This window comes from Clostridium sp. CAG:221 (assembly GCA_000435835.1).
Taxonomy (GTDB): domain Bacteria; phylum Bacillota; class Clostridia; order Clostridiales; family Clostridiaceae; genus Clostridium.
Genome location: FR883389.1, coordinates 1 through 26,138, shown reverse-complemented (window position 1 = coordinate 26,138; position 26,138 = coordinate 1). Strand labels below are relative to the sequence as shown.

General features: G+C 27.3%; 28 protein-coding genes and 2 pseudogenes. 7 read left to right on the top strand and 23 right to left on the bottom strand.

What is annotated here, in order from left to right; genetic code table 11:
• Positions 1-15: 15 nt before the first annotated feature.
• The 8 genes and pseudogenes from Q5O44_RS05405 to Q5O44_RS05370 form a co-directional block, all read right to left on the bottom strand.
• Positions 16-453 (bottom strand): PepSY domain-containing protein, encoded by a 438-nt coding sequence (locus Q5O44_RS05405; RefSeq protein ID WP_022167374.1) that lies wholly within the window; start codon positions 451-453, stop codon positions 16-18.
• Positions 454-478: 25 nt separating this feature from the next.
• Positions 479-1,858, bottom strand: a complete 1,380-nt coding sequence (locus Q5O44_RS05400) for a cell wall metabolism sensor histidine kinase WalK (protein ID WP_022167373.1) — start codon at positions 1,856-1,858, stop codon at positions 479-481.
• A gap of 2 nt (positions 1,859-1,860) precedes the next feature.
• A complete protein-coding gene (locus Q5O44_RS05395; protein ID WP_022167372.1) occupies positions 1,861-2,529 on the bottom strand; it encodes a response regulator transcription factor in 669 nt (222 codons plus the stop codon).
• A 39-nt stretch (positions 2,530-2,568) separates the two neighbouring features.
• On the bottom strand, positions 2,569-2,916 hold the full coding sequence (locus Q5O44_RS05390; RefSeq protein WP_022167371.1) for a PepSY domain-containing protein: 348 nt from the start codon (positions 2,914-2,916) through the stop codon (positions 2,569-2,571).
• A gap of 233 nt (positions 2,917-3,149) precedes the next feature.
• On the bottom strand, positions 3,150-4,259 hold the full coding sequence (locus tag Q5O44_RS05385) for an immunoglobulin-like domain-containing protein (RefSeq protein WP_302637475.1): 1,110 nt from the start codon (positions 4,257-4,259) through the stop codon (positions 3,150-3,152).
• 27 nt (positions 4,260-4,286) lie between these two features.
• Positions 4,287-4,718 (bottom strand): annotated as a pseudogene (locus Q5O44_RS05380) (ZmpA/ZmpB/ZmpC family metallo-endopeptidase); the annotation flags it as partial.
• Positions 4,703-5,313 (bottom strand): annotated as a pseudogene (locus tag Q5O44_RS15220) (ZmpA/ZmpB/ZmpC family metallo-endopeptidase). The pseudogenes Q5O44_RS05380 and Q5O44_RS15220, both read right to left, overlap by 16 nt.
• A gap of 874 nt (positions 5,314-6,187) precedes the next feature.
• A complete protein-coding gene (locus tag Q5O44_RS05370) occupies positions 6,188-7,255 on the bottom strand; it encodes a C45 family peptidase (RefSeq protein WP_022167367.1) in 1,068 nt (355 codons plus the stop codon).
• Positions 7,256-7,689: 434 nt separating this feature from the next.
• On the opposite strand from Q5O44_RS05370, the gene Q5O44_RS05365 reads away from it, so the two are divergent.
• On the top strand, positions 7,690-7,950 hold the full coding sequence (locus Q5O44_RS05365) for a hypothetical protein (RefSeq protein WP_022167366.1): 261 nt from the start codon (positions 7,690-7,692) through the stop codon (positions 7,948-7,950).
• A gap of 344 nt (positions 7,951-8,294) precedes the next feature.
• Here Q5O44_RS05365 and Q5O44_RS05360 read toward each other — a convergent pair whose 3' ends face one another.
• From Q5O44_RS05360 to Q5O44_RS05295, 14 genes are all read right to left on the bottom strand, one after another.
• Positions 8,295-9,200: an alpha/beta hydrolase gene (locus Q5O44_RS05360; RefSeq protein ID WP_022167365.1), complete on the bottom strand. Its 906-nt coding sequence runs from the start codon at positions 9,198-9,200 to the stop codon at positions 8,295-8,297.
• Between the two features lie 16 nt (positions 9,201-9,216).
• Entirely contained in the window at positions 9,217-9,354 is a 138-nt protein-coding gene (locus tag Q5O44_RS05355) for a hypothetical protein (RefSeq protein ID WP_302631288.1), read from the bottom strand.
• Between the two features lie 201 nt (positions 9,355-9,555).
• Complete coding sequence (locus Q5O44_RS05350; RefSeq protein ID WP_022167364.1) at positions 9,556-10,023, bottom strand: hypothetical protein; 468 nt, start codon at positions 10,021-10,023, stop codon at positions 9,556-9,558.
• Between the two features lie 59 nt (positions 10,024-10,082).
• Positions 10,083-10,493: a hypothetical protein gene (locus Q5O44_RS05345; protein ID WP_022167363.1), complete on the bottom strand. Its 411-nt coding sequence runs from the start codon at positions 10,491-10,493 to the stop codon at positions 10,083-10,085.
• Positions 10,486-10,638 (bottom strand): hypothetical protein, encoded by a 153-nt coding sequence (locus Q5O44_RS05340; protein ID WP_022167362.1) that lies wholly within the window; start codon positions 10,636-10,638, stop codon positions 10,486-10,488. Before Q5O44_RS05340 ends, Q5O44_RS05345 begins: the two co-directional genes overlap by 8 nt.
• Positions 10,639-10,712: 74 nt before the next feature.
• Entirely contained in the window at positions 10,713-11,018 is a 306-nt protein-coding gene (locus Q5O44_RS05335) for a hypothetical protein (protein WP_022167361.1), read from the bottom strand.
• 20 nt (positions 11,019-11,038) lie between these two features.
• Entirely contained in the window at positions 11,039-11,377 is a 339-nt protein-coding gene (locus Q5O44_RS05330; protein ID WP_022167360.1) for a hypothetical protein, read from the bottom strand.
• A 94-nt stretch (positions 11,378-11,471) separates the two neighbouring features.
• Positions 11,472-13,235, bottom strand: a complete 1,764-nt coding sequence (locus Q5O44_RS05325; RefSeq protein ID WP_022167359.1) for a restriction endonuclease FokI C-terminal domain-containing protein — start codon at positions 13,233-13,235, stop codon at positions 11,472-11,474.
• Positions 13,236-13,332: 97 nt separating this feature from the next.
• Positions 13,333-15,294: a Dam family site-specific DNA-(adenine-N6)-methyltransferase gene (locus tag Q5O44_RS05320; protein WP_022167358.1), complete on the bottom strand. Its 1,962-nt coding sequence runs from the start codon at positions 15,292-15,294 to the stop codon at positions 13,333-13,335.
• A gap of 174 nt (positions 15,295-15,468) precedes the next feature.
• Positions 15,469-15,948, bottom strand: a complete 480-nt coding sequence (rlmH, locus tag Q5O44_RS05315) for a 23S rRNA (pseudouridine(1915)-N(3))-methyltransferase RlmH (RefSeq protein ID WP_022167357.1) — start codon at positions 15,946-15,948, stop codon at positions 15,469-15,471.
• 25 nt (positions 15,949-15,973) lie between these two features.
• On the bottom strand, positions 15,974-16,444 hold the full coding sequence (locus Q5O44_RS05310; RefSeq protein ID WP_022167356.1) for an Hsp20 family protein: 471 nt from the start codon (positions 16,442-16,444) through the stop codon (positions 15,974-15,976).
• Positions 16,445-16,602: 158 nt separating this feature from the next.
• Positions 16,603-17,100 (bottom strand): SEC-C metal-binding domain-containing protein, encoded by a 498-nt coding sequence (locus tag Q5O44_RS05305; protein ID WP_022167355.1) that lies wholly within the window; start codon positions 17,098-17,100, stop codon positions 16,603-16,605.
• 71 nt (positions 17,101-17,171) lie between these two features.
• A complete protein-coding gene (locus Q5O44_RS05300; RefSeq protein ID WP_022167354.1) occupies positions 17,172-17,963 on the bottom strand; it encodes an MBL fold metallo-hydrolase in 792 nt (263 codons plus the stop codon).
• Positions 17,964-17,979: 16 nt separating this feature from the next.
• Complete coding sequence (locus Q5O44_RS05295; RefSeq protein ID WP_022167353.1) at positions 17,980-19,239, bottom strand: UDP-N-acetylglucosamine 1-carboxyvinyltransferase; 1,260 nt, start codon at positions 19,237-19,239, stop codon at positions 17,980-17,982.
• Between the two features lie 288 nt (positions 19,240-19,527).
• Here Q5O44_RS05295 and Q5O44_RS05290 point away from each other — a divergent pair, with 288 nt between their 5' ends.
• The 4 genes from Q5O44_RS05290 (at position 19,528) to Q5O44_RS05275 (ending at position 22,527) form a co-directional block, all read left to right on the top strand.
• Complete coding sequence (locus Q5O44_RS05290) at positions 19,528-20,061, top strand: hypothetical protein (RefSeq protein ID WP_022167352.1); 534 nt, start codon at positions 19,528-19,530, stop codon at positions 20,059-20,061.
• Between the two features lie 207 nt (positions 20,062-20,268).
• On the top strand, positions 20,269-20,718 hold the full coding sequence (locus tag Q5O44_RS05285) for a dUTP diphosphatase (RefSeq protein ID WP_022167351.1): 450 nt from the start codon (positions 20,269-20,271) through the stop codon (positions 20,716-20,718).
• Positions 20,719-20,812: 94 nt separating this feature from the next.
• Positions 20,813-21,244 (top strand): DMT family transporter, encoded by a 432-nt coding sequence (locus tag Q5O44_RS05280; RefSeq protein ID WP_022167350.1) that lies wholly within the window; start codon positions 20,813-20,815, stop codon positions 21,242-21,244.
• Between the two features lie 89 nt (positions 21,245-21,333).
• On the top strand, positions 21,334-22,527 hold the full coding sequence (locus Q5O44_RS05275; protein WP_022167349.1) for a S8 family serine peptidase: 1,194 nt from the start codon (positions 21,334-21,336) through the stop codon (positions 22,525-22,527).
• Positions 22,528-22,610: 83 nt separating this feature from the next.
• On the opposite strand, the gene Q5O44_RS05270 is transcribed toward Q5O44_RS05275, so the two are convergent.
• Complete coding sequence (locus Q5O44_RS05270; protein ID WP_022167348.1) at positions 22,611-23,750, bottom strand: peptidoglycan DD-metalloendopeptidase family protein; 1,140 nt, start codon at positions 23,748-23,750, stop codon at positions 22,611-22,613.
• A 155-nt stretch (positions 23,751-23,905) separates the two neighbouring features.
• Between Q5O44_RS05270 and Q5O44_RS05265 the strand changes: the two genes are divergently transcribed.
• Both Q5O44_RS05265 and Q5O44_RS05260 read left to right on the top strand, forming a co-directional pair.
• Positions 23,906-24,889, top strand: coding sequence for a DnaD domain protein (locus tag Q5O44_RS05265; RefSeq protein WP_302637453.1), 984 nt, complete (start codon positions 23,906-23,908; stop codon positions 24,887-24,889).
• Positions 24,882-25,859 (top strand): ATP-binding protein, encoded by a 978-nt coding sequence (locus Q5O44_RS05260; protein WP_022167346.1) that lies wholly within the window; start codon positions 24,882-24,884, stop codon positions 25,857-25,859. The genes Q5O44_RS05265 and Q5O44_RS05260 overlap by 8 nt, the downstream gene beginning before the upstream one ends.
• The last annotated feature ends 279 nt before the right edge of the window (positions 25,860-26,138 follow it).

Genomic DNA, 26,138 nt, shown 5'->3' with positions numbered 1-26,138 from the left:
ATTCAAAAAAACATATTAATCTTGTTCATAAGACAGTATGTTTCCAGTATTAGCGTCTATTTCATAACTATATTCTCTATAATTATAATAGAACTCTATTTCATATTTTTGAATTCCATCATCAAAATCCATATTTACTTTAACAAATGTTACTTGGTCAGCACTTAATCCTGCATGTGATAATGCTATTTCTTTTGCTTTATCTAGTGAAATATTACCTGTATTATTTACAATATTGTTTTGTGCATTATTTGTGTTGTTATCTTGTGAAGTATTTACATTATTATTTTCTGTACTACTTTCACTGCTATTTTGTACATTAGATTCAGTACTGTTTTGTGTAGTCGATTCAATGTTATTTTCATTACCATTACTTACTGTACCTGAGTTTGTACATCCTGATAAGCTAATACTAACTGTTACTATAATCGCTGCTAAACTTAATTTTTTCATTTTCTTCTCCTTTGTTAAATATAATTTATATTATATTGAAATATACACTTATTCTTGTATATTTATCTAATTCACTATCTATTTGAATTTTAGCATTGTAATTATTTGCTATTCTATTTGCTATAGATAGTCCAATTCCAAAAGAATTGTTATTTACTCTAGATTTATCAACTTTATAAAATCTCTTAATTACGTTATTAATTTCATTTTTTGGAATTCCAATACCATTATCCTTAACTTCTAGTTTAAATTTATTAGCCTGTTTTTTTAGTATTATTTCAATTTCTATATTATCCTTATTATTATATTTTATAGAGTTATCAATAAATATAATTAATAATTGTTTTAAATCATTAGGATCAATTTTCATTTTTATATCTTCATCAATATTAACTATATATTTTGCATTTGGTTTTAAAATCCTATATTGTTCTATAACTTCATCAACTACTGCTATAGGATTAATTTTTTCTAATTTATTTAAGTTTATTTTTGATTTTTCTGCTCTAGATAGTAACAACATATCATTTACTAGCTTCTTTAATCTTTCTACTTCTTTTAAACATATATCCAATGATTTTTCTAAACGATCTTTATCATTTTTTCCCCATCTTTTAAGCATACTTAAATGTCCATGAAGAGCTGTTAATGGTGTTTTTAATTCATGTGATGCATCTGATACAAATCTACTTTGCTCATGAAATGCCTCTTCTAATTCATCCATCATAGAATTAAAAACAATATTTACTTTATCTATCTCATCATTTAGTTCCGAAATTTCCGCTCTTTTATTTATACCATTTTCTTTTATTTCATTCATAGTTGTTGTAAGCCTTCTAAGTCTATTTATAAAATTCTTTGAAACATACATAGCTCCTATACCACTTAAAACCAATCCTAAAATTAATGTAAAAATTAAAATTGGAAAAGAGTTTTCAGTAAAATCCTTTAACATCTCATTTTCTCTAACTATCTGTAATGTATATTCAGAGCCTGCTATATTTATTGGTGCTGTTAGCATCATATATATATCAGAATCAAAAAATCTAGGTTTAATTGAAATATTTTTATTTACATAATCCAGTTTAATATCTTCCCATACTTCAGCTGGCGATGAATAGTATATTCTATTTGATGAATAAATCCTAATATATTCATCATTATCATCATTTGATAAATGTTGTAAGTATTGATAAAAACTGTTTTCTGATATTTGTACATTTATATCTTGAGATAAACTAATTATCTCTTTATATCTATCTTTTAATAAATCTCTTTCATATTCATCTGTAAACATCCAAAATGCAATTAGCTGACCAATTGTATATATAATTAAGATTAAACTAATTATGAAAAATGATTTTTTCATAAATTCTAAAAATATAGGTACCTTTTTAGTTTTCATTATTAACTCCTCATAATATAACCAACCGATCTAACTGTTTGTATATATTCTTCTTTATTTTCATTATTTAACTTTGCTCTTAAATATCTAATATATACATCTGTAACATTAGTTTCTGGTTCATATCCATATCCCCATATTTTTTCTAATAGTTCTTCTCTGGTAACTACTTTATCCTTATTATCTATTAATATCATCAATAACTCATATTCCTTGTTGGTTAAATTTATCTCATTACCATTTCTTTTAACAACTCTTGAACTTTTATTAATTGTAATATCTTTAAATTTTATTATGTAATTATCTAAATTATCTTGCCTTCTAAAAACTACTTCAATACGTGCAAGTAATTCTTCTATTGCAAATGGTTTTGCTATGTAATCATCTGCTCCTATTTGAAGACCATTAACCTTATCCATTACACTATCCTTTGCACTAAGCATTATTATAGGAGACTGCTTTTCTCTTTTTAATCTTCTACATATTTCAAAGCCATTCATAGAAGGTAACATAACATCCAATATTATTAGATCATATTCGTTTTTTAGAGCTTCTTCTAACCCTTCTCTACCATCTTCCTTAATACAAACATTATATCCTTCATATTCTAATTCTCCTTTTACAAAATCAGAAATATTTGCTTCATCTTCAACAATTAATATGTTTTTCACAGTGATTACTCCTTATATAATTTAATTCATTTTTGAATTTTAATCATAATAGCTATCTAAATCTGTAATAACACCAAAGCTAGAATTTACATCTGCCTTAATTAGCATATTATTTTTATCTTTTATTTTAAATTTATATTCAAAAGTAAAAGTATCAAAATCTAATCTTTTATTAACTCTTACTATTTCTCCTGGAACTGATTGAAGTACTATTGCTTTTGCTTCTTCAACAGTATAATTAATATTAGATTTTGCTATACTATATACAGTTGTAAATGCTGCAATACCTAATCCAGCTATTATGGCTACTCCTATTGACGCTCTTTTTATTATTTTTCTTTTATTTGTTTTTATTTTCTCTCTTATTGGTTCTAAATATTTATCCATATTACTTTCTCCTTCTTGTTAATCTGTAATTGAATTATATAATATGAATTAATACTTTTCATGAAATAAGAATGAGAATAAAATTAAATTTTTTTAATCTTTTTAATTCTACTTTCTTTATTATATTGTACTACTCACCTTAAATGCTTTACAACGCTTCTTCATTACTTTACTTATTAAATGAAAATAAACTAGATGAAGTATTTTACCTCATCTAGCCTTATATAAATTAATTATCTTTTTCTCTTATTTCTATTACCTAGAAGTAATGCCAATATACTTGTTGAACCAACAATAATAGACTGTAATAAACCTACACTTGCTACATCTCCAGTTTGTGGATTAATATTTGGTTTATTAGGTTTTGAAGTACCATTGCTTGGCACATCTGGTTTCGAAGTACCATAGTTTGGTACATCTGGTTTTGAAGTATCATCATCTGGTTTATCTACAATATCTTTTGCCTTTACAGTAACTGTAATTGTTTTTACAGTAGATGCTCCATCTTTATCTGTTACTTTGTATGTAACATTGTATGTTCCAGCAACACTAGTATCTACATTATTTGCAATTATATTAGCTTGTGTTAATGTAATATCTTTATCTTCTTCATCAAATGCTGTTACTCCATCTAATGGATCAAATTTATCTCCTACTGTAAGTACCTTATCTATAGCATTTATAACTGGTACATGGTTTATTCCTGTTATTTTTGGATTCACCACAACAATAATTGTCTTTTCAGTTGCAAGACCTTCTTTATCTGCAACTCTATAGATTACCTCATACTTTCCTGGCACCTTTGTATTAACTTCATTTTTAATTACATGCTCACTCTTAATGATAATTTGACCATCTTCAGGATCATCAGCTGTTACATCTTTTAATGGATCGAATGAATCACCTACAGTTAATACCTTATCTGTTGCAACAATCACTGGTGCTTTATTCACAGCTGGTGGTTGAGGTGTAGGTTTCTTTTCCCATATTGAATATAAATCAATTATATGATTTGATTTATCCGTTAATTTTGTCACTATTTCTTCATCTTTATATACTACTTGTCCATTTGGAGATGTTGCCCAACCCTTAAACTCATATCCATCTAAAGTAAATTCATTTTTATTTAATTGATAGCTTTGATCATAAAGCATCTTCTGATTTTCCATTGTTCCTACTGCATTTGAATGGTTTTTATGGAATTTCACTTGATATTCAATAGGCTTCCACTGTGCAAACAATGTGATTTGACCATCATTTTCTGCAAGCAAGTTATTTACCATTTGCTGATCTGTATATATATTTCCATTAATATCTTTCCAACCTATAAAATCATATCCAATTCTCTCAAATTGATTTTTTGATAAAACTTATTCTTTACCATGTTCAAATTCTTGAGCTGCCATAGTTCCTGTTGCATCTGTTGCATTTTTATCAAAAGATACAGTATACTTTTTAACTTGAGCCTTTTCATTATAAATAGATTCTTTAAAATCATCAGTGTCATTAATATATGCTATAAATATTGCTTTCTTTAATTGTTCAACTTGTGTGGCTTCTGCACGCATATTATTCCATCCACCAGGTACTTCTTGTACATTTTTTAAATCATCTTCTACTGCTTGAGACATCAATTGATTAATTTTTTCAAAATTATCAATTTGAACAGATTGACCTTTCCATGTAATAGAAACAGGTTTTAATTCATCAAGTTTTTCAATACGCTTTTCAAACATAGCTTTTTTGAAATCAGTCATAGAAGCATATTGGCCTTTAAATATTTTATTTAAAATATATTCATCTGATAATACTTTTCCATAATACTATTTTCTGATAAATTTAACAGCAGAAGTATATGAGCCTGTAATTTTTCATCAGATTTTAATTTAGAATATAAAGTTGTTGTTGCATTAGGATTTTCTTTAGATGGAGTCTCCACAATAAATGCTTTGCTGGCATTTTTAAACCATCCATTGTTGTTCCTGGAGCTAATTTATTTACACTTGTTTCCAAGAAGTCTATAATTGAATTACTGTTTGTAATCTTACCTCTGAAAAGTTTAATATATGCATCCTTATTATTAGAGATTTTCAGTGTATCTCCTCCAGAACCTCCTATGCTAATAATCCAATCTAATAAATCTACTGTTCCTCCAAAATATCCTGGTGTATCAAGAATAATATCTTTAATATTTGTATTTCCAATATTGAAATTATACATACGATCAAGATAAGCAAGTCCAATCAGTATCTTTTCTTTATTTTGTTTAATTTTATCTGCAAAATATGTATTTTCATCTCCATTATGATTAGCTGCAACTTTAGAGTTTTTTACTAGCTTTGGAATGATATTTTCAATATCCTTTTGTACTCTTTCAAAAGAAGTGTCAAATGACATAATATGAACATTTTCTTGTTTTAATTCTTTTTTTGCATCTTCTTCTGTTACACTATTAATGGATACATTATTACGTTTAGCAATTTCTAGCCTTTTATTTAGTATATCAGTTGATAAGAACCAGCTAGGTGCTAATAAATCAGCTATTTTGGAATCTGTTGCATAATTCACAGATAGTAGTTCATTTTTTGTTAATTTAATAACTTCATTTACATCTACAGCTTTTGCTACAGATGACTTACCTTGAATCTCTTCTTCTTTTTCATTTGATTCTGTTTTTTCATCGTTTGATTCTAAATCATTATTATTTTCTTCTACATTGTTTTCTATATCTATTTTTTCTTCTACAGTTTCTCCATTTTCAGAAGTAACATTTTCATTATCTGTTGTATACTGTGTTTCTTCATTTAATTCTTCATCTACTACATCTAATATTTCTTGCTGTTCATATGCTTCTATACTAACTTCCATATTATATTTTGCAAATGCTGTAGTAGGTATAGCAGATACAGTACTTGTTGTACCTATTATAACCGCTGACCCAATTGCAACTATTTGTTGCACCTTTGTTTTTTCTGTTTCACTTTTTGATCTTCCCCTCTATCTTTTTAGAAACTTTTATATAGTGGCATGTTCTAACTAATATTGAAAAACGCTATATTTTTATACATTTTATATATTTATATTATATTTATCAATAAAAATTATGTCTACTTTTTTGTTTTTAGCAAATTTTGTCGTATTAATTTTGATTTATTTGTAATAACTTCAAGCTTTAATCACAAATAAAAAAACACCTATTTAGTAATATAATCCTGTCTAATTGATATATACAGTTCTACTAAATAGTTGTTTTCTTATATTATTTATTTAATTATTTTAATGAGTAATTATAAGTTCTAGACTTATCTCTAGTTGTACAAATTTGTAAAGTTAAATCATCTAAATTATACACACATGACCATTGTGTATCTGATGGTATTCCTTCTCCACCTTCAACTTCTCTCATACCTTGTGCTGGTACACTAAGTAAAAGATCCATTGCTTCATCTTCACTCATTATTCCGTTTGTCTCTTCTTGCTTAGCTTTAATCTTTTCATAACGATCTTGTCCATACCCAGAATTCATACCATTATAAAGAACAAAATTTGTTGCTGCTGTATGTCCTTCTTCTTTAGTTAATACATGCATTTCATTATTTATATACTCAATAACTGCTGTATTTCCAGTAGCATCTGCAATTTGGAAATGGTAACCTGTTTCTCCACTTGAATTCATATCATAATTTTTAAGTAATTCAATAGCTTCATCAACTGTTGCTGCCTTATCTAAAACCATACGAATTGCAGAAGTAGTTGTTATAGGAACTTTCCCAGTGTTTTGATGAACTTTTCCATCCTCAATAACAAGAACTCCAATAGCAAGTCCTTTTTCATTCATACCATCTAATGGTGCATATGGTGCTGCTAAAGTAATAACACGATTTATAAAATTCTTAGTAGGCATATTTTCTAAACTTAATCCTAAATGATTTAAGTTAACTAAAGAAATTGACTCATATCCATTCTTAGGTTGAGTACGAACAATAAGTCCTATAGAATGTACATAATCAAAGTTTCTTCCAAAAAGATTTTCATCTTCTAAATTAGTGGCAACAAAAGTACTGCAGGCTCCATCTGGATTAACATCAAAAGAAACTCCTTTTAATATTTGCTTAGTTACAAAGCTTACAAGTTCATCATCTGTTGCAGCTCCGTTTACTAAAAATTCATCTAAATTATAATCTGCATGATAAGTCATTTCATAAAAAGGATGCTCATTTAATTGTTTAAAAGATACTAATGTACGAATCTCTCCAAAAAACAATCCTCCTACTCCAATAACTAATGCTAATATTAATGCTAATGTACTAATACCTATTATCTTTAATTTTTTCTTCATATACTTTTCTCCTATTTTTTAATAAGTTATCTTTGCTAAAGATATTATACATTATTTTATTTTGATAATCAAACTATTTTATTTACAAATTATTTTTTTATGATTAAGCTAATATAGCTATATTTAAATATATTGAGGGTTGGTTACAATAAGAACGAGGCTTCACTCTTCTATTAATTACATGACACCAGAACAATGCTAATTATTAGCTAGAAGTGCAACATAAAAAAGTTTGAGTTTCTGTGTCCAATATATTGACATAAGACCAATTTAAGTTATATTATTTTATCAAATAAAATGAAAAATACTAAACATCAACACAAAAATGTAAATCATAATCCATAAGTTAAAAGTGTAAAAGCTTACTTTGGAGAACCCAAAGTAAAAACTTATGATTCAACTGATTTTAAGCTATAACAAGGAGGATGAATAAAATGAATAATTATGAAAATATTTTTAGGTGGATGAAAAAAGCAACAAAAGCAGAACGTCATATTGAAGAATTAGAGTTATTTGCAAAAAAACATCCAATAATATTTATGAAGTTTCATAAGGAAGGTAATGCAATAATTAAATATGATGAATGTGATCCTAAATATATTAAAGCAAAAGAAGAGTTAATAAAACTATTTAATGAAAATCAAAGTAGTTTTGAACCTGTTTTTGAAGCTGTAAAAAATAAATTTAATTATTAATATTTAAAAATAAAGATTGGAATATTTAAACTATACCCTTTGTCAAGGACAGTTTAAAAAAGAGTAGACTAATTTAAGAGATGATTTCTGTATTTAACAGGAGTCATCTTTTTTAAATTCTATTAACCTCTAAAATATTAATTATTAGTTTTATAATTTTAAACTTTTCACTTGCGGATACTATTACTTCATCCCCCCCTTTCTAGCTTTTTACCATTTTGACATATAAATAAATTACCATAAACACTAATTATTTAGTTCAACAGCCCCATTTTTTATAATTAATATCTTTTGTAGTTATTATTGTTGCTACTTCTATTAGTCAAAGAGCATTTTTACTTTTACTATTCGACTGATAATTGAATATCTTGATATAATTTGTTATTTCTTATTTCTGGATTATCTCCAATAAATGCTTTTCCTGCTTCTTCATCTCCTTGTAATTGCCACATAAACCATGCTGTAACATATCCATCTGCTGAATATAGCATTTGTACATGTTCTGCTCCAATTCTTCTGAGCATTACCTTTGATGATGGTATCTTATTATACATTTCAATCATTTTTTCAATTGGTATTACATATTGAGTTTCAAAATATCCATTAGTTCCTGCTATCATCAATATTGGTATATTTATTTTAATTAAATCATATTTCCACCCAAACTGATGTGAAATTTCTTCGTGTGTTGGAGATAAAGCTACTGCTGTTTTGTATTTGTCCTTATATTCCATAATAGAAGTTGCTGTTAACACTCCTGCTCCACCTTGTGAATGTCCTGTTATACCTATGTTGTCTAAATCTAATTTACCATAAAAAATACTGTTACTATTACTATTTTCAGATATAATCAAATATATTGTTTCATCAGCAGACTTGCCAAATCCTGTGCTACCATCATCATTGCCAATAACTACAAATCCCCAAGAAGCTAAATGTTTGAATAATGCTTTATACTTTTTAGGCAAAACTCCAGTACCATTTAATATAACTACTACTGGATATTTTTTATTGATATTACTTAATTCTTCAGGATAATAAATATAATATTTCTTCGTTATTTCTGAGCCATCTTTTTTTACTTTCTTAACTTTATAATCTCCCATTGATAAATATTTAATTTCAATATCTCCACCTGTTTTTACTTCCTTAGTATAGTTATTGGGTGTCATTGGTATAAATAATATTATGACTAACAGTGCAATAAATAATACAATAGATATTCCAATTATATTTAACAGCTTTTTCATCTCTACTCCTCCTTAATTATTTTTCTACAGGTATATACTTATCAAGGTATTCTTCCACTGTTTCCATATATTCTTTATAAATTTTATCATCATTTTGAAGTCCGTGTCCTGAATGTGTTGCTTCAAAATATTTATAATCTACATTATTCTCCAATAATTTTATTATTTAATAAACTTTACTCTTTTATTATAAATAAAAACTCTTACCTGCATATTTTAATACAAGTAAGAGTTTTAATATCTTATAACATTATTCTATTTACAATTTCAGTAAAAACAGCATTTATTTATGATATGGTTCTCCATATCAGTAGTAAGTGAGTTTTTTTGATTTAACTTATTTATCATATCATTTCTAGATACAAATATCCTCAATCATATCTTCCACTTCATTATTAGTAATTACAGTATCTACTTCCTTTAAACTATTATAATCAACGTATATATCTTCTTTAAACTTTATAATTGCTATTAATTTACTTATTATTAATCCTATAAATATTATACAAATAGATTCTATTTGTATAATAACTAATGCTTTCCATTCATTATAATCTGCTAACTCTCCAAATAATGATAATCCATAACCTATAATTAAAAATATAAATGCTATTCTATTCATATAAATATCTTTTGCTTTTTTTCGTAATTTTTCTTTCCTTAAGCACACTCTATTATTATCATCTCTTTCTGCAATATTACTTCCTGGAAAGTATGATTTTATTACCTTTTTCTTAGTATTTCCTAAGCTCCATAATAATAATATTAAAGCTCCAGCTATTTGTAATGATATTGACATAGTATAAATATATATAGGCTTCATCTTCTTTTTCTCCTTTTTCACTTATATATTTTTTTATTATACTATATACTTTATTAAAATTATATTGCAATATTTAAGTTTAGTGTGTTTATTCCAACATTTCTTAACATAAATGAAGAAGCAATACCATTTATAGATACTACTTCTTCTTTACTTATATAATCGACCAAGCTATCATTTATTTTTAGTTTTATTGAATCTATTTCTCTCGCTTCATTTATAATTATTTCTGATATTATCATATGAAGCAACTTCTTCTGTTGCTCTCTAGTTGCACTCTCTGTTAGAACTTTACTAAAATTCTCTAGTATGCTCTTTATGAATTCATATGGTATTTCTTCATTTACACCATCTGAAAATGTAACTAGAAGTTGTTCTTTTTCCTCTTTAAGACTTTTTGCTATCTTTACTGACATGCTCCAATTATTTAGAAATTCCTCTTTTAGCTCTTCATTGCTTACACTATTCATTAAATTTTCTACATTTCTTATTTCTTCTGTTGTTATTACTCTTGTATTTATCTAATACCCTCTTAATTTCTATTATTATATATTGCTGAATTAATGAAGAAACTTCTTCATTAACTGCAATAAACACATTATCTTTATTAGACATTTATACTACCTCTTTCTATACTTTTATTTAAATGTAAAAAGCCTTAATCACTATCCTTATAGCAATTAAGATTTTTAGATTTTACTTATTTCTTGTTTTAGCATTTCAATGAATTCCTCTGAAAATACTTTTTCTCTTATTGATTTTTTTATTAGCTCTATTAGTTCTAGCTCTGTTACATCAAGACTTCTTGGAATGTATGTCTCATCACCTCTTCTAGTTGCCTTGTAGACACAGAACCTTACTTCATCTCTCTTGAGTTCTTTGATGTAGATTTTTTCTATTGAGTATGTGTACTCCCCTTCTCCAACTTTTCCTTGATTTATTATCTTGCAGTACTTAGTTTCCTTGATTATCTTTTCTTCACTCTTCTTACTCACATTAATTCAACCTCCTTATCTTATTCTAGTAGGAACTTAGAAAGTTCTTCTGTTGTTACCACTACTATTGCAAAATCATTTGAAAGCAAAAATAGTGAAGAAGTCCAATCAACTCCTTCACTACATTCAATTATATCAGTATATTCTGGTATTAAACCTTGTAACTTGTCTTGTTTCAGTATTTCAATATCTACTATATTTTCTGCTATAACTACATATCCACCTAAGTCAAATTCTATATCCCTATCAATTCCATATGTTTTGTTTAGTATGGATATTGTTCCTCTAATATTTTCAATAACCTCTATGGGATACTCATTTAATTTTTTAAATTGTTCTTTTAGATAAACCTTTTTCAACTTATTATCCCCTCCTCATAATAGTAAAAGGCTCTTACATGTTTTTACATATAAGAACCCTTATCACCTTTATAATATATATTTATATTATTAATTAATACTTCAATATAAATTCCGAGTTATTAAACATAGCTCTCTCTAATTCTTCAATAGTCATTTCTCCAGACCTTATTTTTTCAGCTCCTAGTAATAAATTTACTACATTAACAGCTGAACCGTTAACCCCAGTAGTCATGCTCAATCTTCTTAATTGTTCTTCAAATTTGCCCTTAAAAGAACCTGATATGAATACAAAATAATACTTTTTGACTTCTTCTGAAAAGTTTTCCCACCACTTATTAGGGTTTACTTCCTCATCTCTATTAGAGTTTTCTCTAACATATCTCTCCATTTCATCAGCTTGACTTATAGGTAAGCTATACCCTTCTGAATAAGCTTTAGTATCTACTATTATTCCAAAATTATCTTCTAAAGTTGTTGAATAAACTATACCATCAGGTTTTCTACTTCCACCTAGATGCCTTCCTTTAAATCCATACTCATTAACTAGCAACTCTAAAACTTTCATTTCAAATAACCTATTTTGCTTACTATCAAATGCTAAATCTATTAATGATAAATAATCATGTGAAATATGACTTATTTGCCCTCTTAATTCATCTTTTAATAAGCTAATATTACTCTTTATTCCCTCTGTATCTCCTGTTTTAGGTATAATAAAATCATTAATTGAATCATATATTTTATACCCAGTTGTTTCACTCTTAATATTTATACCTGTATTAATTAATCCATTAATATCGTCTTTAATAGTATTAATAGATTCATTAATACTCGCTAATTTCAACTTTCCTTTTATATCCTCTAAAGTTAATACCTTATTAGATTCAATTAATATTTTTAAAATATATGCTCTTCGAGTTCTTATATAATTTTTATCTATTCCTTTTGTTGCAAACATTTCCCAAAAAACATTTTTTGAAACCCTCTCAACTTTATTTATTCCTAATAATCTTCTAACGGCTTTTAATCCCCTATCCGTAATCATATAAGCATGTCCTATTGTTTCGCTATATAATTCACCACCAAAATCTACAGTAACCAATTTAGGTCTTTGTACCAATAATCCTAATTTTACTAACCAACCAGAAATCATTCTTGCATATTTATCAGAAGACCCATCCCAGTCTGTTTTAATTTTATTTTTTTCCTTCGGCTCATCTGTAGTAGCTAATGTCATAATTAATACATTCAATGGCAAACTAGTAAAACCAGCTTCCCCTACAAATCCTAATTTCTTACCTATTTCATATTTTGTTAAATGTTCTCCATTGGAAAGCAATGTCAAAACCCTTGCTACTGGTGGATATGATAACATTGCTTCTTCTAAAATTGTACTTTCCTCATTGCTATCATCTTCACTCTGTACATACTTTCTTCCTGCATCGGTTATCTCAAATGTATCTGTATCATAATTATATTTAATAAAGCCTAAAGCATGTGCCCATCTTACAAAGTTATCAGATGACCAATCATCTATGAACTCTTTTCTTTGTCCTTTTACTGTGGCTTGTACTATTCCATTACATCTTGCAGAACTTCGTGGAGTAAAAGATGTCCCTACTAAATTACAATACTTTATCTTTAAAGGATTAGCATTTAAAGCATTTATTAGTTCTTTTTGCCCATCTCTTTCTTCTACTAACTTTTTTATTTTCTTATCTTTTAATTCATTATATGTCTTTGATGTATTATCAAATATTGCTACAACTTTTTTTAAGCTTTCAAAATTACTTGGATTCTGAACCCATCCAAAAGTTCTAGTAGTTTTATTATTTACGTCAATTATGTTAATCATATATACGCCTCCATAAATCCATATATATTAATTTTATCATATATATGAAAAAAAAGAAGAATATACATTCCAGTATATTCTTACATCTATTACAGTATTAATAATTAGTTATTAATACTTCTTCACTATTCCCCTTTTTCGTATTGTAACTTGAATTTGAATAATCATGATTTAAGTACTTTACATTATATTTTTTACTCCATTCTTTTAATATCTCATTACTTTTGCCTTTATGTTCAAAAACATTAGATAATGCAAATTTTATTCCTCTTTGGTTTACTCTATCTAAATAATCTAGTAACATTTTTTCTTCTGTTTCCGTCCAATTTTTAAATCCTCTATTTCCATCATTATATGAACCTGTTGTAATTAAATATGGTGGGTCACAATATATAAAACTATTTCCATCAAGATTTTCAAATGATACATCAATAAAATCCTTACATGTAAATATTATATCCTTACTATGCATACTTTCTAGAAACTTAACTAAATTACCTTTTAATACAGATGAGAATTGACTTCTATTTCTTCCAAATGGATTATTATATTCAAAATTTCTATTAAATCTAAATTGATAATTAAAAGAATAGCATACTAATGTATATAAATCTAATGGATGCTTAGTGTTATTATAGTATTCTCTAAACGCTTTAAACCCCTCTTCATTTTCTTTTGATAATTTGAATTCATCTATTCTTCCCTCGATATGTTTTATTATTTTTTCCTCTGTATTATTATTAAATTCATTAAATAAATCAATAATAAAGTTATTATAATCATTGCATATTACTTTATTAGCTTCTACATTTATACCAACATTAAATCCTCCAGCAAATAAGTCAATAAATGTTTCTATTTTGTCTGGAAACATAGGGATAATCTGCTCTAACAATTTATACTTACCCCCAATGTAATTTAATGGACTTTTTATATATTTCTTTTTTTCTTTACCTTTATACTTGCTTATATTACATTCATGTTTTTTATTATTTTTGTTATTAACACTTGGTCTACTCTTTTGTTTTTTCTCAATATAAAATATTAATTCATATAATTCTATAGTTTTTTGTTCATGCTTACTTTTATATTTTCTGTATGGTATTTTATACAACTTGAATGTACTATCTATACCATATTTTTTAAGTATTTTCTCTATTTCATCTACTGTCATTAATCCGTCGGTACTATAACTAACAACTATATGTTTAAAGTTTGCCTCCTTAATTAACATTTCAAATGATTCTTTCACATATCTTTTATTACAATACTTCGATTTTTGCTTATCATAATTTCTTAACCCTGTTACTCCATATATTTCTGGATAATCATTCCTTGCTATAGTTTCTAACACATGATAGTTCGGTACATATTGCCTTGAATTATATGGTGGGTCTAAATACAAAATATCACCCTCAATTTCTTTTATTAATTCATTAGCATCTTTATTAAAACACTTATTCTTTTTATTATTATCTGTTATGTCTAACCTCTTTAGTTCAATAGTATTTAGTGCTCGTTTATCCCACTTTTTTAAATATGCCCCATAAGTTCCTGATATATTAGATACATATGGAATTCCTTCAATTAAACATGCTAATAAATATGAATACTCTTGTTCATCTATAAGATTATCTCTCTTCCATTCATCAAGTTTAATTCTTATAAAATCTATTCTATTTGCATTTTCTTGTGTTACATACATTCTATTGCACTTCTCATTTGGAGCATAGTTATTACTTGTAAAATATAATTTATCACTAAAATTAATATAACTAATATCAAATGTCTCTAAATAATTAATAGGGTCATTTATTCCTATCAACTTCAACTTACTAAATTCAGGAACTTTATTATTTTCTATCGTTGCTTTTTGTAATATATATGAAAAATACATCAAATCGTTAGAATACACTTGATAATATTCTTTAAAATATCTAGCTACAGTCCCTGTTCCTGAAAATATATCGCAAAAAATATTAGACTCATCATTAACATTATCATCTATTACTTCCTTTATTTTATCTAACAATAAGACTTTACTTCCTATATATCGCATCTTTTCTCTCCTTCTTTTTACATCCCTAGACATCCATAATAATATTACTATAGTTATCTAAAAAATTCAACCTATTTAATTAATTATTATTTTAAATTGAAAAAAGGTTATACTTAAACTTCTTATTAAGTATAACCTTGAAAAACAATTATCCAATTTCAGTAAAAACCTCATTTATTTGTGATACGGTTCATTCTTCATTATTCTAAATGCTCTATAAATTTGCTCTAAAAGCATTACTCTGAATAATTGGTGTGGAAATGTCATTTTAGAGAAACATATCTTATGATTAGCTCTCTTTATAACATTTTGAGATAGCCCAAGGCTTCCCCCTATAACAAAGGCTATATTGGAGTTACCTATTACACCTTGGGTATCTAAAAACTTAGAAAACTCTTCAGAAGTCATTTGTTTTGCATTTAAATCCATAGCCACCACAAACATATTGTCTTTAATCTTAGAAAGGATTAATTCTCCTTCCTTATCCTTTATCTGAAGTTCTTCTTTTTCTGATGCATTATCAGGCGTCTTTTCATCTGGTAGCTCTATTATATCAAGCTTGCAATATCTTCCTAATCTTTTAGCATATTCATCAATGGCTAGCTTTAAGTATTTTTCCTTAAGCTTTCCTACTGAAATTATCGTTATGTTCATAATCTTTTCCTCCTTAGGCTATATATTATTTAACTGTATAATCTACATTAATTATGGTAGCTTTATCATCAATCTTATTTTTCTTTGGAACATGTACAGTAAGCAAGTTATCCTTAAATACAGCTTTAATACTATATGGATCAACATTTCCCACATAAAAATCCTTAACTTCTTCATCTTCTGGCCCTATAATTGCCACTGCAAAATTTTGTCCATTAGAAAAAAACTTATTTCTTTTAACCTTTATTGTTACATAGTTATTATTGTAATCTACATCAATATCTGACTTCCTTACCCCTGGTAATCTTCCACTTATTATATATTCTTTTTCCCTTTCACTAAGATTTATATCTAAAGATACCATATTTTCTATTTCATTTATCATATTATTAACTGTTTCATTGTTTAAAACACTATCAATAATATTATCTATAAAATCACTATTCATCAAAGTATTAAAAGTTGTCTGAAATACATATGGAAATATATTAAACATATCTCTTTCTCCTGTCTTTGAAACTCTTATTATAATTTATTTAAAAGGGTTACTAAAGTTGACAGCAAAACCTACGTATTTCTTATGCATATTATTAATTTTCTTAAATACTAGCAAAAAGAGATTTGATATACATCAAATCTCTTTTATAATTTATATTACTTTCCACAGCATTTCTTATATTTCTTACCACTTCCACATGGACAAGCATCATTTCTACCAACTTTGTTATCATTGATAACCATGTTTGTTGCCTTGTAAGCTTTTTGAATTTCTTTTCTCTTTTCTATTGAGAATATTCCATCCCATTGTGGTAATGTATAAAGGTAGTTAGCTTTAGCTTCTAACATATTGAAATATAACTTTTCTAAATTAACATCTAAAGTTAATTCTGTGTTTTCATCTATAGTTTCTAAATCATATGAATTGTTTAAACTATCATTGATTCCATCAACAAATCCCATGATGAATTCTACTGAAGTTTCATACTTCTTTGCAAAATCAGCAATTGTAATCTTTATAGCTTCTTTGTGGTTAGCTAATAAATCTCTGTATATTGCTGTTTCAACTTTTGTATATTCAGCCCAGAAAGCTTTTTCTCCTTTAGTTTTTACATATTCTACAACCATTTCTGTCCATTGTTTATATAAACTCATAGTATTTTCTCCTCTTTTTTTAATTTTGCTACTAAGATTATACTTTATGTAACATATTATTTTCAATATTTTTATAACAATATTATTTCACTTGGATTATGTCTACTAGCCAATTGTAAAGTGACATCATCCCCTGGTCTTATGCCATTTGCTGAAAGTACATCTACCACTGTCTGATAAGCCAGATCAGGATGATTGTTTGTTCCACTTAAATGTCCTAGCATTATCTGCTTCTTTTTATCACTTTTAATTAGACTTACAATAGCATTACCGCAATCCTCATTAGATAAGTGACCATTTTCCCCTAAAACTCTAAGCTTTAAATTATAAGGATACGGTCCCATTCTAAGCATATTAATATCATGATTGCTTTCTAATAATATAATATCAGAATCAATTATATTATCTCTTATTTCCTCAGTGAAAACTCCAAAATCCGTAACTACGCTTGCATTTTTTCCACCAGAAGATACAGTGTATCCTACCGGTGCAATTGCATCATGAGGTATGTTAAAAGACCTTATTTCTAAATCTTTAATTGCAATAGACGATCTTCTATCCATTATCCTTATATTATGTTCTTTTATCTTTCCTATGTTTTTTTCCATAACAGCCCATGTATTATCATTAGCATATATAGGAATATCATACTTTCTTGATAAAACACCTACACCTTTTATATGGTCAATATGTTCATGTGTTATAAAAATTCCATCTATACTACTTGCTTCTTCTCCAATATGCTTTAAGGCCTCATCGATCTTTTTGCCCGCTAAGCCAGCATCAATTAATACTCTCGTATTATCTGATGCTATAAATATACTGTTTCCACTACTTCCGCTATATAATGAGCAAAATTTCATCTTAATTCCCCCAGAATTATCTTACTACTCTTCTTATGTCTGCTCCTAAGCTTCTGAATTTTTCTTCAATATGAGGATATCCTCTATCTATATGCTCAATATCAACTATTTCTGTTTCTCCATTAGCTATTAAACCAGCAATAACCATAGCAGCACCAGCTCTTAAGTCTGTAGCAATTACCTTTGCTCCTTCAAGCTTTTCTACACCATCTATTATAGCTGTTCTTCCCTCAACCTTTATCATAGCACCCATCTTCTTTAATTCATCAGTGTGCTTATGTCTATTTTCCCAGATACTTTCTGTAACTAAGCTTCTTCCTTTTGTTATGCTTAATAATACTGACATAGGTTGTTGTACATCTGTAGGGAATCCTGGATATGGTGCTGTTTTTACATTAACACCTCTTAATTCGTTATCTACTGTAACTCTAACACTATCATCACCATCTTCAACAATAGCTCCCATTTCAATAAGCTTAGCACTAATTGATTCTAAATGTTTAGGAATTATATTAGTGATTGTAACATCACCTTTTGTTGCTGCCGCAGCAATCATAAATGTTCCAGCTTCAATTTGATCTGGAATAACGCTATAATTGCATCCAACTAATTCATTAACACCTTTTATTCTTATTACATCTGTTCCTGCACCTTTGATATCTGCACCCATTGAGTTTAAGAAGTTAGCAACATCAACTACATGAGGCTCTTTTGCTACATTTTCTAAAACAGTTGTTCCTTCAGCCATTGTAGCTGCTATCATAACGTTTATTGTTGCACCAACAGATACAACATCAAAGAAAATGTTTGCTGCCTTTAAGCTTTCTGCTTCCACTAAAACAGCACCATGTTCAATTGTAACATTAGCTCCTAAAGCTTCAAAACCTTTTATATGTTGATCAATAGGTCTTACTCCTATTGGACATCCTCCTGGTAATTCAACTTTAGCTTTTCCAAATCTGGCTAGCAAAGATCCAATGAAATAGTAAGAAGCTCTCATTCTTCTTACATCTTCTGTACACGCATTAACAGTGTTAATATCCGTAGCATCAATTTCTAAAACATTTTTAGAAGTTTTTTTTACACTGCAGCCTAAATCCAATAAAATTCTTTCTAAACAATGTACATCTTCTATGTCTGGTATGTTATCTATAATACATTTACCTTTACTTGCTAATACAGCCGCAGGTAAAATAGCTACTGCTGCATTTTTTGCTCCATTTATTTCGACAGATCCTCTTAAAGCTCCGCCTCCATTAATAATTAATGTTTCCATCCTATTCACCCTTACCTAAAAATATATATAATTAATTTATCCTGCTTCGTAAAATATATCCATATTTGCATTAAAAAGACAATTTTATTTATTTTCATAAAATCAACTCTAACCATTATAACATAAAGTCTATCAGTGTTAATAGGTTTTTTTCTTCCAATATATTGATTATTTAGCCAATGTAATGGCCATTTGATTTAAACTTATAGCAATTGGTAATATCATTGGTAATGTGATATAATTTATTACAAAGTTTGCATATAAAAATTAGCTTGTGAGGTCATATTTATGAAATATTATTTAGTAGCTTTGTTTGATGATGAATCATACAAAAATTTAAGTCCAATTCAAAAAAATCTTTCTAAGAGATATAAAGCTAATAGGAATTCTCCTATACCTTATATTCCTCTGGAGGTATTAGAAAACCCTAACATAGATAAATTAAATCTTGTTATAGACAAAGTTCTTAAACCATATAAATTTTTTAAAGTAGAATTATCTTCAAAAGTTAGTGTGTCTGATACTAGTAAAACTTTAAATTTACAAATACATGATATAGGCTATATTAAAAGATTAAGTAGATTATTATCTGATAACCTTAAACTGCATGGATTTAATACTAAAAATTTAAGTGCAAATGAAAATATTCACCTAACTCTAGCTAATATGAACTACTTTAATAAAGAAGTTAAAAGAATTGATGGACCAACTGAATTAAAGTCTAATTTATCAACATTGAAAGTAAATAGATTAGAGCTTTGGAAGATTTCTAATAATCGAAGGGAAACTTTAATTCAAACATATCCATTAAAACATTTCTAATAAATTTAATTTCCATGAAATATAAACCAATATAGATATTATAAATCTATATTGGTTTATATTTCATGGTATTTTTTTATTTTTTCAAAATTTTCAAAATTTTATTTTTTGTATTCGTTTACTCACCTTTTCAATCCCTAAATGTTTTTGTAAAATATAGTTAGATTAATGATATTATTTTAATATAGTCCTATAGGAGGATAAATTATGAACATTTTATCACTTGCAGAATATCAAAGAGATAAATACGCTAAAAAAATAATAGATGACAGCTTATCTGACTATAAACTTGCTGCCAGAAAGCATTTAGAATTACAAGTTAAGCTAAGTTCTCTAGCTCAAGAAACAAGCTGCTATAAATATTGGATTGATAATAAATCCGAATTAAATCATGATGTCATATTTGAAAAATATATTGATTTTTTAGCCCACGTTATTAATTTAGGGCTTTACAAGAACTATTTAAATTCTTATGAATTAAATTTAAGACCTAGCGATTACTGCTTAAGTGATCAATTTTTAAATTTATTTATTGATATAAATGATTTAATTATATCTCCTTCAACGGACCACTTTAATACACTTTTAGAAGATGTATTAAGCTTAGGTGTCACTTTAGGATACGATGAAGAACAAATCAGTAAGGCTTTTGAATAATATATGGTGTTTGCTTATTGCAAATGCCTTTTTTTAATATCTAAAATACATTAAATATAAAATTATTTGGCACAATATCTTTGAGGTGATATATATGTTAGGTTTTATAAGTGCCATTATTTCTGGCATTGCCATGAGCATTCAAGGCGTATTTAACACTCGTTTAAGTGAAAAAATCGGTGATATGGAAACTAACGTAGTTGTTCATGGTTCTGCCTTAGTCATAGCTATTATCCTAGTACTATTTTGGGGTAAAGGTGATTTTAAATCCATTAAAGATGTAAATAAACTTTATCTTCTTGGTGGAGCACTAGGAATTATAATTACACTTACAGTTATGCTTAGTATAAAATCATTGGGAACTACCATAGGAATAGGAACTATTTTAATAGCTCAGCTTGCTGCTGCTGGAATAATTAATGCTTTTGGATTATTTGGTAGCGAAAAAATATCTTTTTCCTTTTTTCAATTTTTAGGTTTAGGGTTGATGATATTAGGCATTATTATTCTTAAGTGGAAGCATTAGCTTTATTCTTTCAGGTATTCTTCTAATCTATTAACAAATTTAGTGATATTCTTATAATATAATACTAAGATTAATTACAGAGGTATTTTATGTTCTCTTTTAATAAGAAAATCGATCCTGATTTAAAGGCTATTATGGCTTTATATCCTAATAAGAATCATAGAATATTAATTAAATATGCTAAATTTCCAGATTTCATAGTAAAAAAAGTTTCATCTTATAAAGGTATTATCGTAAGAAAAATTGAAAGCTGTAATATTATATGTGTAAAATTAAATTCAAAATCAATAGAAAGATTATTAGAATATCCTGAAATTCAATATATATGTCTAGATCAATATTTATTTCTTTGTGGAATGAGCGTACTTTCAGCCAATAAAATACGGCTACACACAAATACTTCTTTAAGTGGCAAAAGTGTAGGAATTGGCGTTGTAGATACAGGTGTGTATCCTCATAAAGATTTAACCCTTCCTCAAAATCGAATTCATACTTTTGTTGACTTAATTAATTCTTTTACTAATCCTTATGATGACAATGGTCATGGTACTAGTATCTGCGGAATAATTGCCGGAAATGGTGAATCATCAAATGGTATCTATAAAGGAATAGCAACTAGTTCTGAACTTCATGTTTTTAAAGCATTTGATAAGCTTGGTAAAGGATTCATATCTGATGTACTATTTTCTATTGAAGAGCTTATTCTCTTAAAGGAGCAATATAATATTCGTGTCTTATGCCTTCCATTTGAATTATTAACCTTTAATAATTTTATCTATACTCTATTTGATAATATTTTTATAAAAGCTGTTAATTCCTCAATTATTCCTGTCCTTCCTAGTGGTAGCAATAGAAATGAAGCTAGCACCATTACTGGTCCTGCATTAAGTCCACATTGCATAACTGTTTCTGGACTTGATACTTCTGGTGAAATAAAATCCTATGCTTATTCTTCCTGTGGAGATGTGAAGAAGGATATTAAGCCTAACTTTTCTGCTGCTTGTGTAGATATTGTTTCTCTCAATAGCAATATATCTTTTGTTCCTGAAAAAAATAATATAAAAATGTATGCCCCTAAACTTGATTCATCATATAAGTCTTTTTCTGGAACTTCACTTTCTGCTGCTTTTATTTCAGGTGTATGTGCTCTTTTATATGAAAAAAATCCTGATTTAACTTTTGATGATATAATTTCCACATTAAAACTAAATGCCGATGTTATGAATATTGAAACCTACAAACAAGGCTGTGGTAAAATAAATTTAAGTAAACTTCTAAATTAAAAGCCTATATCTCAAAATATTAATTTTGAGATATAGGCTTTTAATTTTTTCATTCTATAATTTATAATAATATTGAACTAAATTCATAACATATATTGAGCCGGATCCACAGGATTTCCCCCTACTCTTAATTCAAAATGAAGGTGAGGTCCCGTACTATATCCTGTTGTACCAACAGTTCCTAATAATTCTCCCTGTCCTACATACTGTCCATTTGAAACAGATATTTCATTTAAATGAGCATAATATGTCTGCATATCATTTTCATGTTGAACTATTACTAAGTTTCCATATCCACCATTATTATATCCGGCAAACACTACTGTTCCTTCATAAGCATTATGTACTTCCTCACCTAAATTTTTAGCTAAATCAATACCTTTATGATAGCCTCCAGTTCTTGCTTCACCAAACACTGAAGTAACGGATGCATCTTTAAGAGGATTATTTAAAAATCTAACTCCATCATAATAAGGATTTTTTATCCCCTTTTTTACTACACTTGGTTTTGCTTCCTTAATCACTACTTCATTAATAATATTTTCTGAAATCTTATTGATACCGCTATAATACTCTTTGGTATATATAACTTTCCTTCCACTCTCCCCTTTTTCTAAAATACTTTCACCCATATATAACTCATCACTTTTCTCTTCTACTACTGCTGGCGCAATGCTTTCTTCGTGATTATTGATAACTTCCATTTCCATATTTAAAAGATTTTCATTTATTACTACTGCATCATATAAATCTTCAGCAATTTCCCCACTACTTTCTAGTTTTGCTATACTTACTTTTTCAGGAATTGCTTTTAAATTATTATTCACATATACCTTTAATACATTTTTACTATCAATACCTAACTCATTTATATAGCTTAAACAGACCTTTTGTAATATTTCATCACGCTCTTCTTTATTACTAACATAACCAAAGACACTATCTGCTACTTGTATCTTATAGCCATTAACTTCCACATTAAAACTATCAGCAATTATAGTTGCTGATGAAGCCATGCATTTTATGGTGCTTAAATCGTCCAGATCATTACTACTGATGATATTTCCACTTAAAACTTCTACAGCTGTACCACTTTCTAAAGAGTTTATGTCTATATCTTTAATAATTATTTCTTTTATTGCAAATACTACAAAAATAATACAAATGACAGTTATAGTGTATTTGAGCACTGACTTTATATCATCTTTTTGTTTTGAATCCATTACTAATCCTCCTTTGTAACTTTTCAGCACATCAATTAATTTTCCCATTTTAAAAGTTATTATTCATAATTAATATTTTTAAGCTTAGTTGAGGCTTTCATTTAGCTTTGCTATAATTAATCTAGTTATTACACCAAGAAAGGTAGCGAAAAATTATGAGCACATTTATGCTAAAAAATAAACATATAAACTTTACTCCTGTAAGTAACATATTTATCGAGAAATATATGCCTAATGCCCGTGGTGAATTTGTCAAGGTATATCTGCTACTTCTTAAATATAATGTTGCAGGCGAAATGGGAGTCAGTTCATCTATTATAAGTGCAAATCTTAACATCTTAGAATCTGATGTTATAAATGCTATTAATTATTGGAATGATGAAGGTGTAATTGAATTAGTCCCAATAGATAAAATGGGGAATTTTAATATAGAATTTATAGATTTATCCAAAGAAGATAAGACTCAAAATAAAGAAGTAAATTTACTAGAAGCCCTTAATAATAATTCAAGAAAAGATATGCTAGCAGATATTGAAAGACTTTTAGGGCGTCCTCTATCCCCTGTTGAAATGACAAATTATTTAAGTTGGGAAGAAGATTATAATTTATCTACAGAATTGACTCTACTTCTATTAGAATATTATATTCAACGTGGTAAAACTGATTATCGATATTTAAATAAAATAGCTCAATCATGGTATGAAATGAAAATTACAACACTAGAACAAGCTCAGCACTATATTACTATGAACGAAGATAAATGGGCAAAAATACGCCATATCTTAAAATACTTAGGAATTAATAATACTGAAATCATGAAGCCACAAGAAAAAATGCTAGAAAAATGGATTATGGAATTTAACTTCCCTATTCCGGTAATAGAAGAAGCCTGCAATATATGCTTTAAAAGATTAAATAGAGCTGACTTTAAATATATTGATGGAATTTTATCTAACTGGAATAAAAATAATTTAAAAACTTTACAAGATATCGAAAAAAATGATTCAAATAACTCTTCAGAAATTTCATTTGGAAATTATACCAATAATAATAGAAAGCGTTTAAATAACTCGAAAAATATAAATAAAGATTATAATAATTTAGATAAAAACTTATTAGGATGGTACAATAATGATTAAAGGATTTGAACAAAAAATCACTGAACAATACGAAAAAATTCGAGAAAATGAAAAAAAAGCACTAAAGAACAGAAAGGAAGAAATAGCTAAAAAACTTCCTAAAATAATTGCCATTGATAATCAAATTCAGAAATTATCTTTATCTTTACCCCTATCAATATTACGGGGTATTTCTGAAAATGAACTAAATCTAATAAAAGAAAAAATAACTATTCTAAGACAAGAAAAATATGAATTACTTGTTTCAAATGGGTACAATATGAATTACCTAACATTACATTATCAATGCGAAAAATGTAAAGATACTGGGTACATAGGAAATACTAAATGTAGTTGCTATAAATCAAAATTAATAACTTTATATTATGAAGCTTTTGAACTCCAAACAAGTTTGCGTAATTGTAATTTTAAAAAGTTTAATATGAACTTATTTTCAAATGAATTTGATAAACACCATAAATTGTCTCAAAGAAAAAACATGGAACAAATTTGTAATAAAATCACCAAAAGATATATTCCTAACTTTAGTAACCATAATGCTAATTTATTACTATGTGGTCCTTCTGGTACTGGTAAAACATTTTTGTCATGGTGCATAGCTAAGGAATTGCTAGATAGAGGATACTTAGTAATTTATAAAACTTCAGCTGAAATTATGAGCGATTTAAGAAATATAGTCATAGAAAATAATTCTACACTAAAAGACTTATTAATAAACTGCGATTTACTAATAATTGATGATTTAGGAGCTGAACAAGTTACAGACTTTACTAATAATGAGTTATTTAATTTAATAAATACTAAGTTATTAAAAAACAAAAAAATGCTTATTTCTACTAATTTAACTTTACACCAGATTTCAAAATTATATAGTGATAGACTTTACTCTAGGCTAGCTGGTAACTTCACGAATTTTACTTTCTATGGAGATGATCTTAGAATTAAAGAAAATACTAATCATGAGAACTAAATATTAATATAAAAAAGGTGGGGCTGTATCAAATTGAATTAATAAATTCAATCTGAATACAGCTCCTTTTTAATTACTTAAAATTTTATATAGAAAAAGGAGGATTCAAATTCAAATCCTCCCTTTCTTATTCGTCTAGTATCAAAATAACTTTTGATACTAGACCATTTTTTCTGTATAATTTAAGTGTTTACTATATAAAATTTAGCAAAATAAAAAACTCTAGAAAAACTAGAGTTTTTGGAGCTGGCAATAGGAATCGAACCTACAACCTGCTGA

Excerpts from the sequence above, each read along its gene's own strand:
- Q5O44_RS05405 (WP_022167374.1), bottom strand. The coding sequence starts at position 453 with ATGAAAAAATTAAGTTTAGCAGCGATTATAGTAACAGTTAGTATTAGC.
- Q5O44_RS05400 (WP_022167373.1), bottom strand. The coding sequence starts at position 1,858 with ATGAAAACTAAAAAGGTACCTATATTTTTAGAATTTATGAAAAAATCA.
- Q5O44_RS05390 (WP_022167371.1), bottom strand. The coding sequence starts at position 2,916 with ATGGATAAATATTTAGAACCAATAAGAGAGAAAATAAAAACAAATAAA.
- Q5O44_RS05370 (WP_022167367.1), bottom strand. The coding sequence starts at position 7,255 with ATGAAGAAAAAATTAAAGATAATAGGTATTAGTACATTAGCATTAATA.
- Q5O44_RS05365 (WP_022167366.1), top strand. The coding sequence starts at position 7,690 with ATGAATAATTATGAAAATATTTTTAGGTGGATGAAAAAAGCAACAAAA.
- Q5O44_RS05360 (WP_022167365.1), bottom strand. The coding sequence starts at position 9,200 with ATGAAAAAGCTGTTAAATATAATTGGAATATCTATTGTATTATTTATT.
- Q5O44_RS05350 (WP_022167364.1), bottom strand. The coding sequence starts at position 10,023 with ATGAAGCCTATATATATTTATACTATGTCAATATCATTACAAATAGCT.
- Q5O44_RS05345 (WP_022167363.1), bottom strand. The coding sequence starts at position 10,493 with ATGAATAGTGTAAGCAATGAAGAGCTAAAAGAGGAATTTCTAAATAAT.
- Q5O44_RS05340 (WP_022167362.1), bottom strand. The coding sequence starts at position 10,638 with ATGTCTAATAAAGATAATGTGTTTATTGCAGTTAATGAAGAAGTTTCT.
- Q5O44_RS05325 (WP_022167359.1), bottom strand. The coding sequence starts at position 13,235 with ATGATTAACATAATTGACGTAAATAATAAAACTACTAGAACTTTTGGA.
- Q5O44_RS05320 (WP_022167358.1), bottom strand. The coding sequence starts at position 15,294 with ATGCGATATATAGGAAGTAAAGTCTTATTGTTAGATAAAATAAAGGAA.
- rlmH (WP_022167357.1), bottom strand. The coding sequence starts at position 15,948 with ATGAACATAACGATAATTTCAGTAGGAAAGCTTAAGGAAAAATACTTA.
- Q5O44_RS05310 (WP_022167356.1), bottom strand. The coding sequence starts at position 16,444 with ATGTTTAATATATTTCCATATGTATTTCAGACAACTTTTAATACTTTG.
- Q5O44_RS05305 (WP_022167355.1), bottom strand. The coding sequence starts at position 17,100 with ATGAGTTTATATAAACAATGGACAGAAATGGTTGTAGAATATGTAAAA.
- Q5O44_RS05300 (WP_022167354.1), bottom strand. The coding sequence starts at position 17,963 with ATGAAATTTTGCTCATTATATAGCGGAAGTAGTGGAAACAGTATATTT.
- Q5O44_RS05295 (WP_022167353.1), bottom strand. The coding sequence starts at position 19,239 with ATGGAAACATTAATTATTAATGGAGGCGGAGCTTTAAGAGGATCTGTC.
- Q5O44_RS05290 (WP_022167352.1), top strand. The coding sequence starts at position 19,528 with ATGAAATATTATTTAGTAGCTTTGTTTGATGATGAATCATACAAAAAT.
- Q5O44_RS05285 (WP_022167351.1), top strand. The coding sequence starts at position 20,269 with ATGAACATTTTATCACTTGCAGAATATCAAAGAGATAAATACGCTAAA.
- Q5O44_RS05280 (WP_022167350.1), top strand. The coding sequence starts at position 20,813 with ATGTTAGGTTTTATAAGTGCCATTATTTCTGGCATTGCCATGAGCATT.
- Q5O44_RS05275 (WP_022167349.1), top strand. The coding sequence starts at position 21,334 with ATGTTCTCTTTTAATAAGAAAATCGATCCTGATTTAAAGGCTATTATG.
- Q5O44_RS05270 (WP_022167348.1), bottom strand. The coding sequence starts at position 23,750 with ATGGATTCAAAACAAAAAGATGATATAAAGTCAGTGCTCAAATACACT.
- Q5O44_RS05265 (WP_302637453.1), top strand. The coding sequence starts at position 23,906 with ATGAGCACATTTATGCTAAAAAATAAACATATAAACTTTACTCCTGTA.
- Q5O44_RS05260 (WP_022167346.1), top strand. The coding sequence starts at position 24,882 with ATGATTAAAGGATTTGAACAAAAAATCACTGAACAATACGAAAAAATT.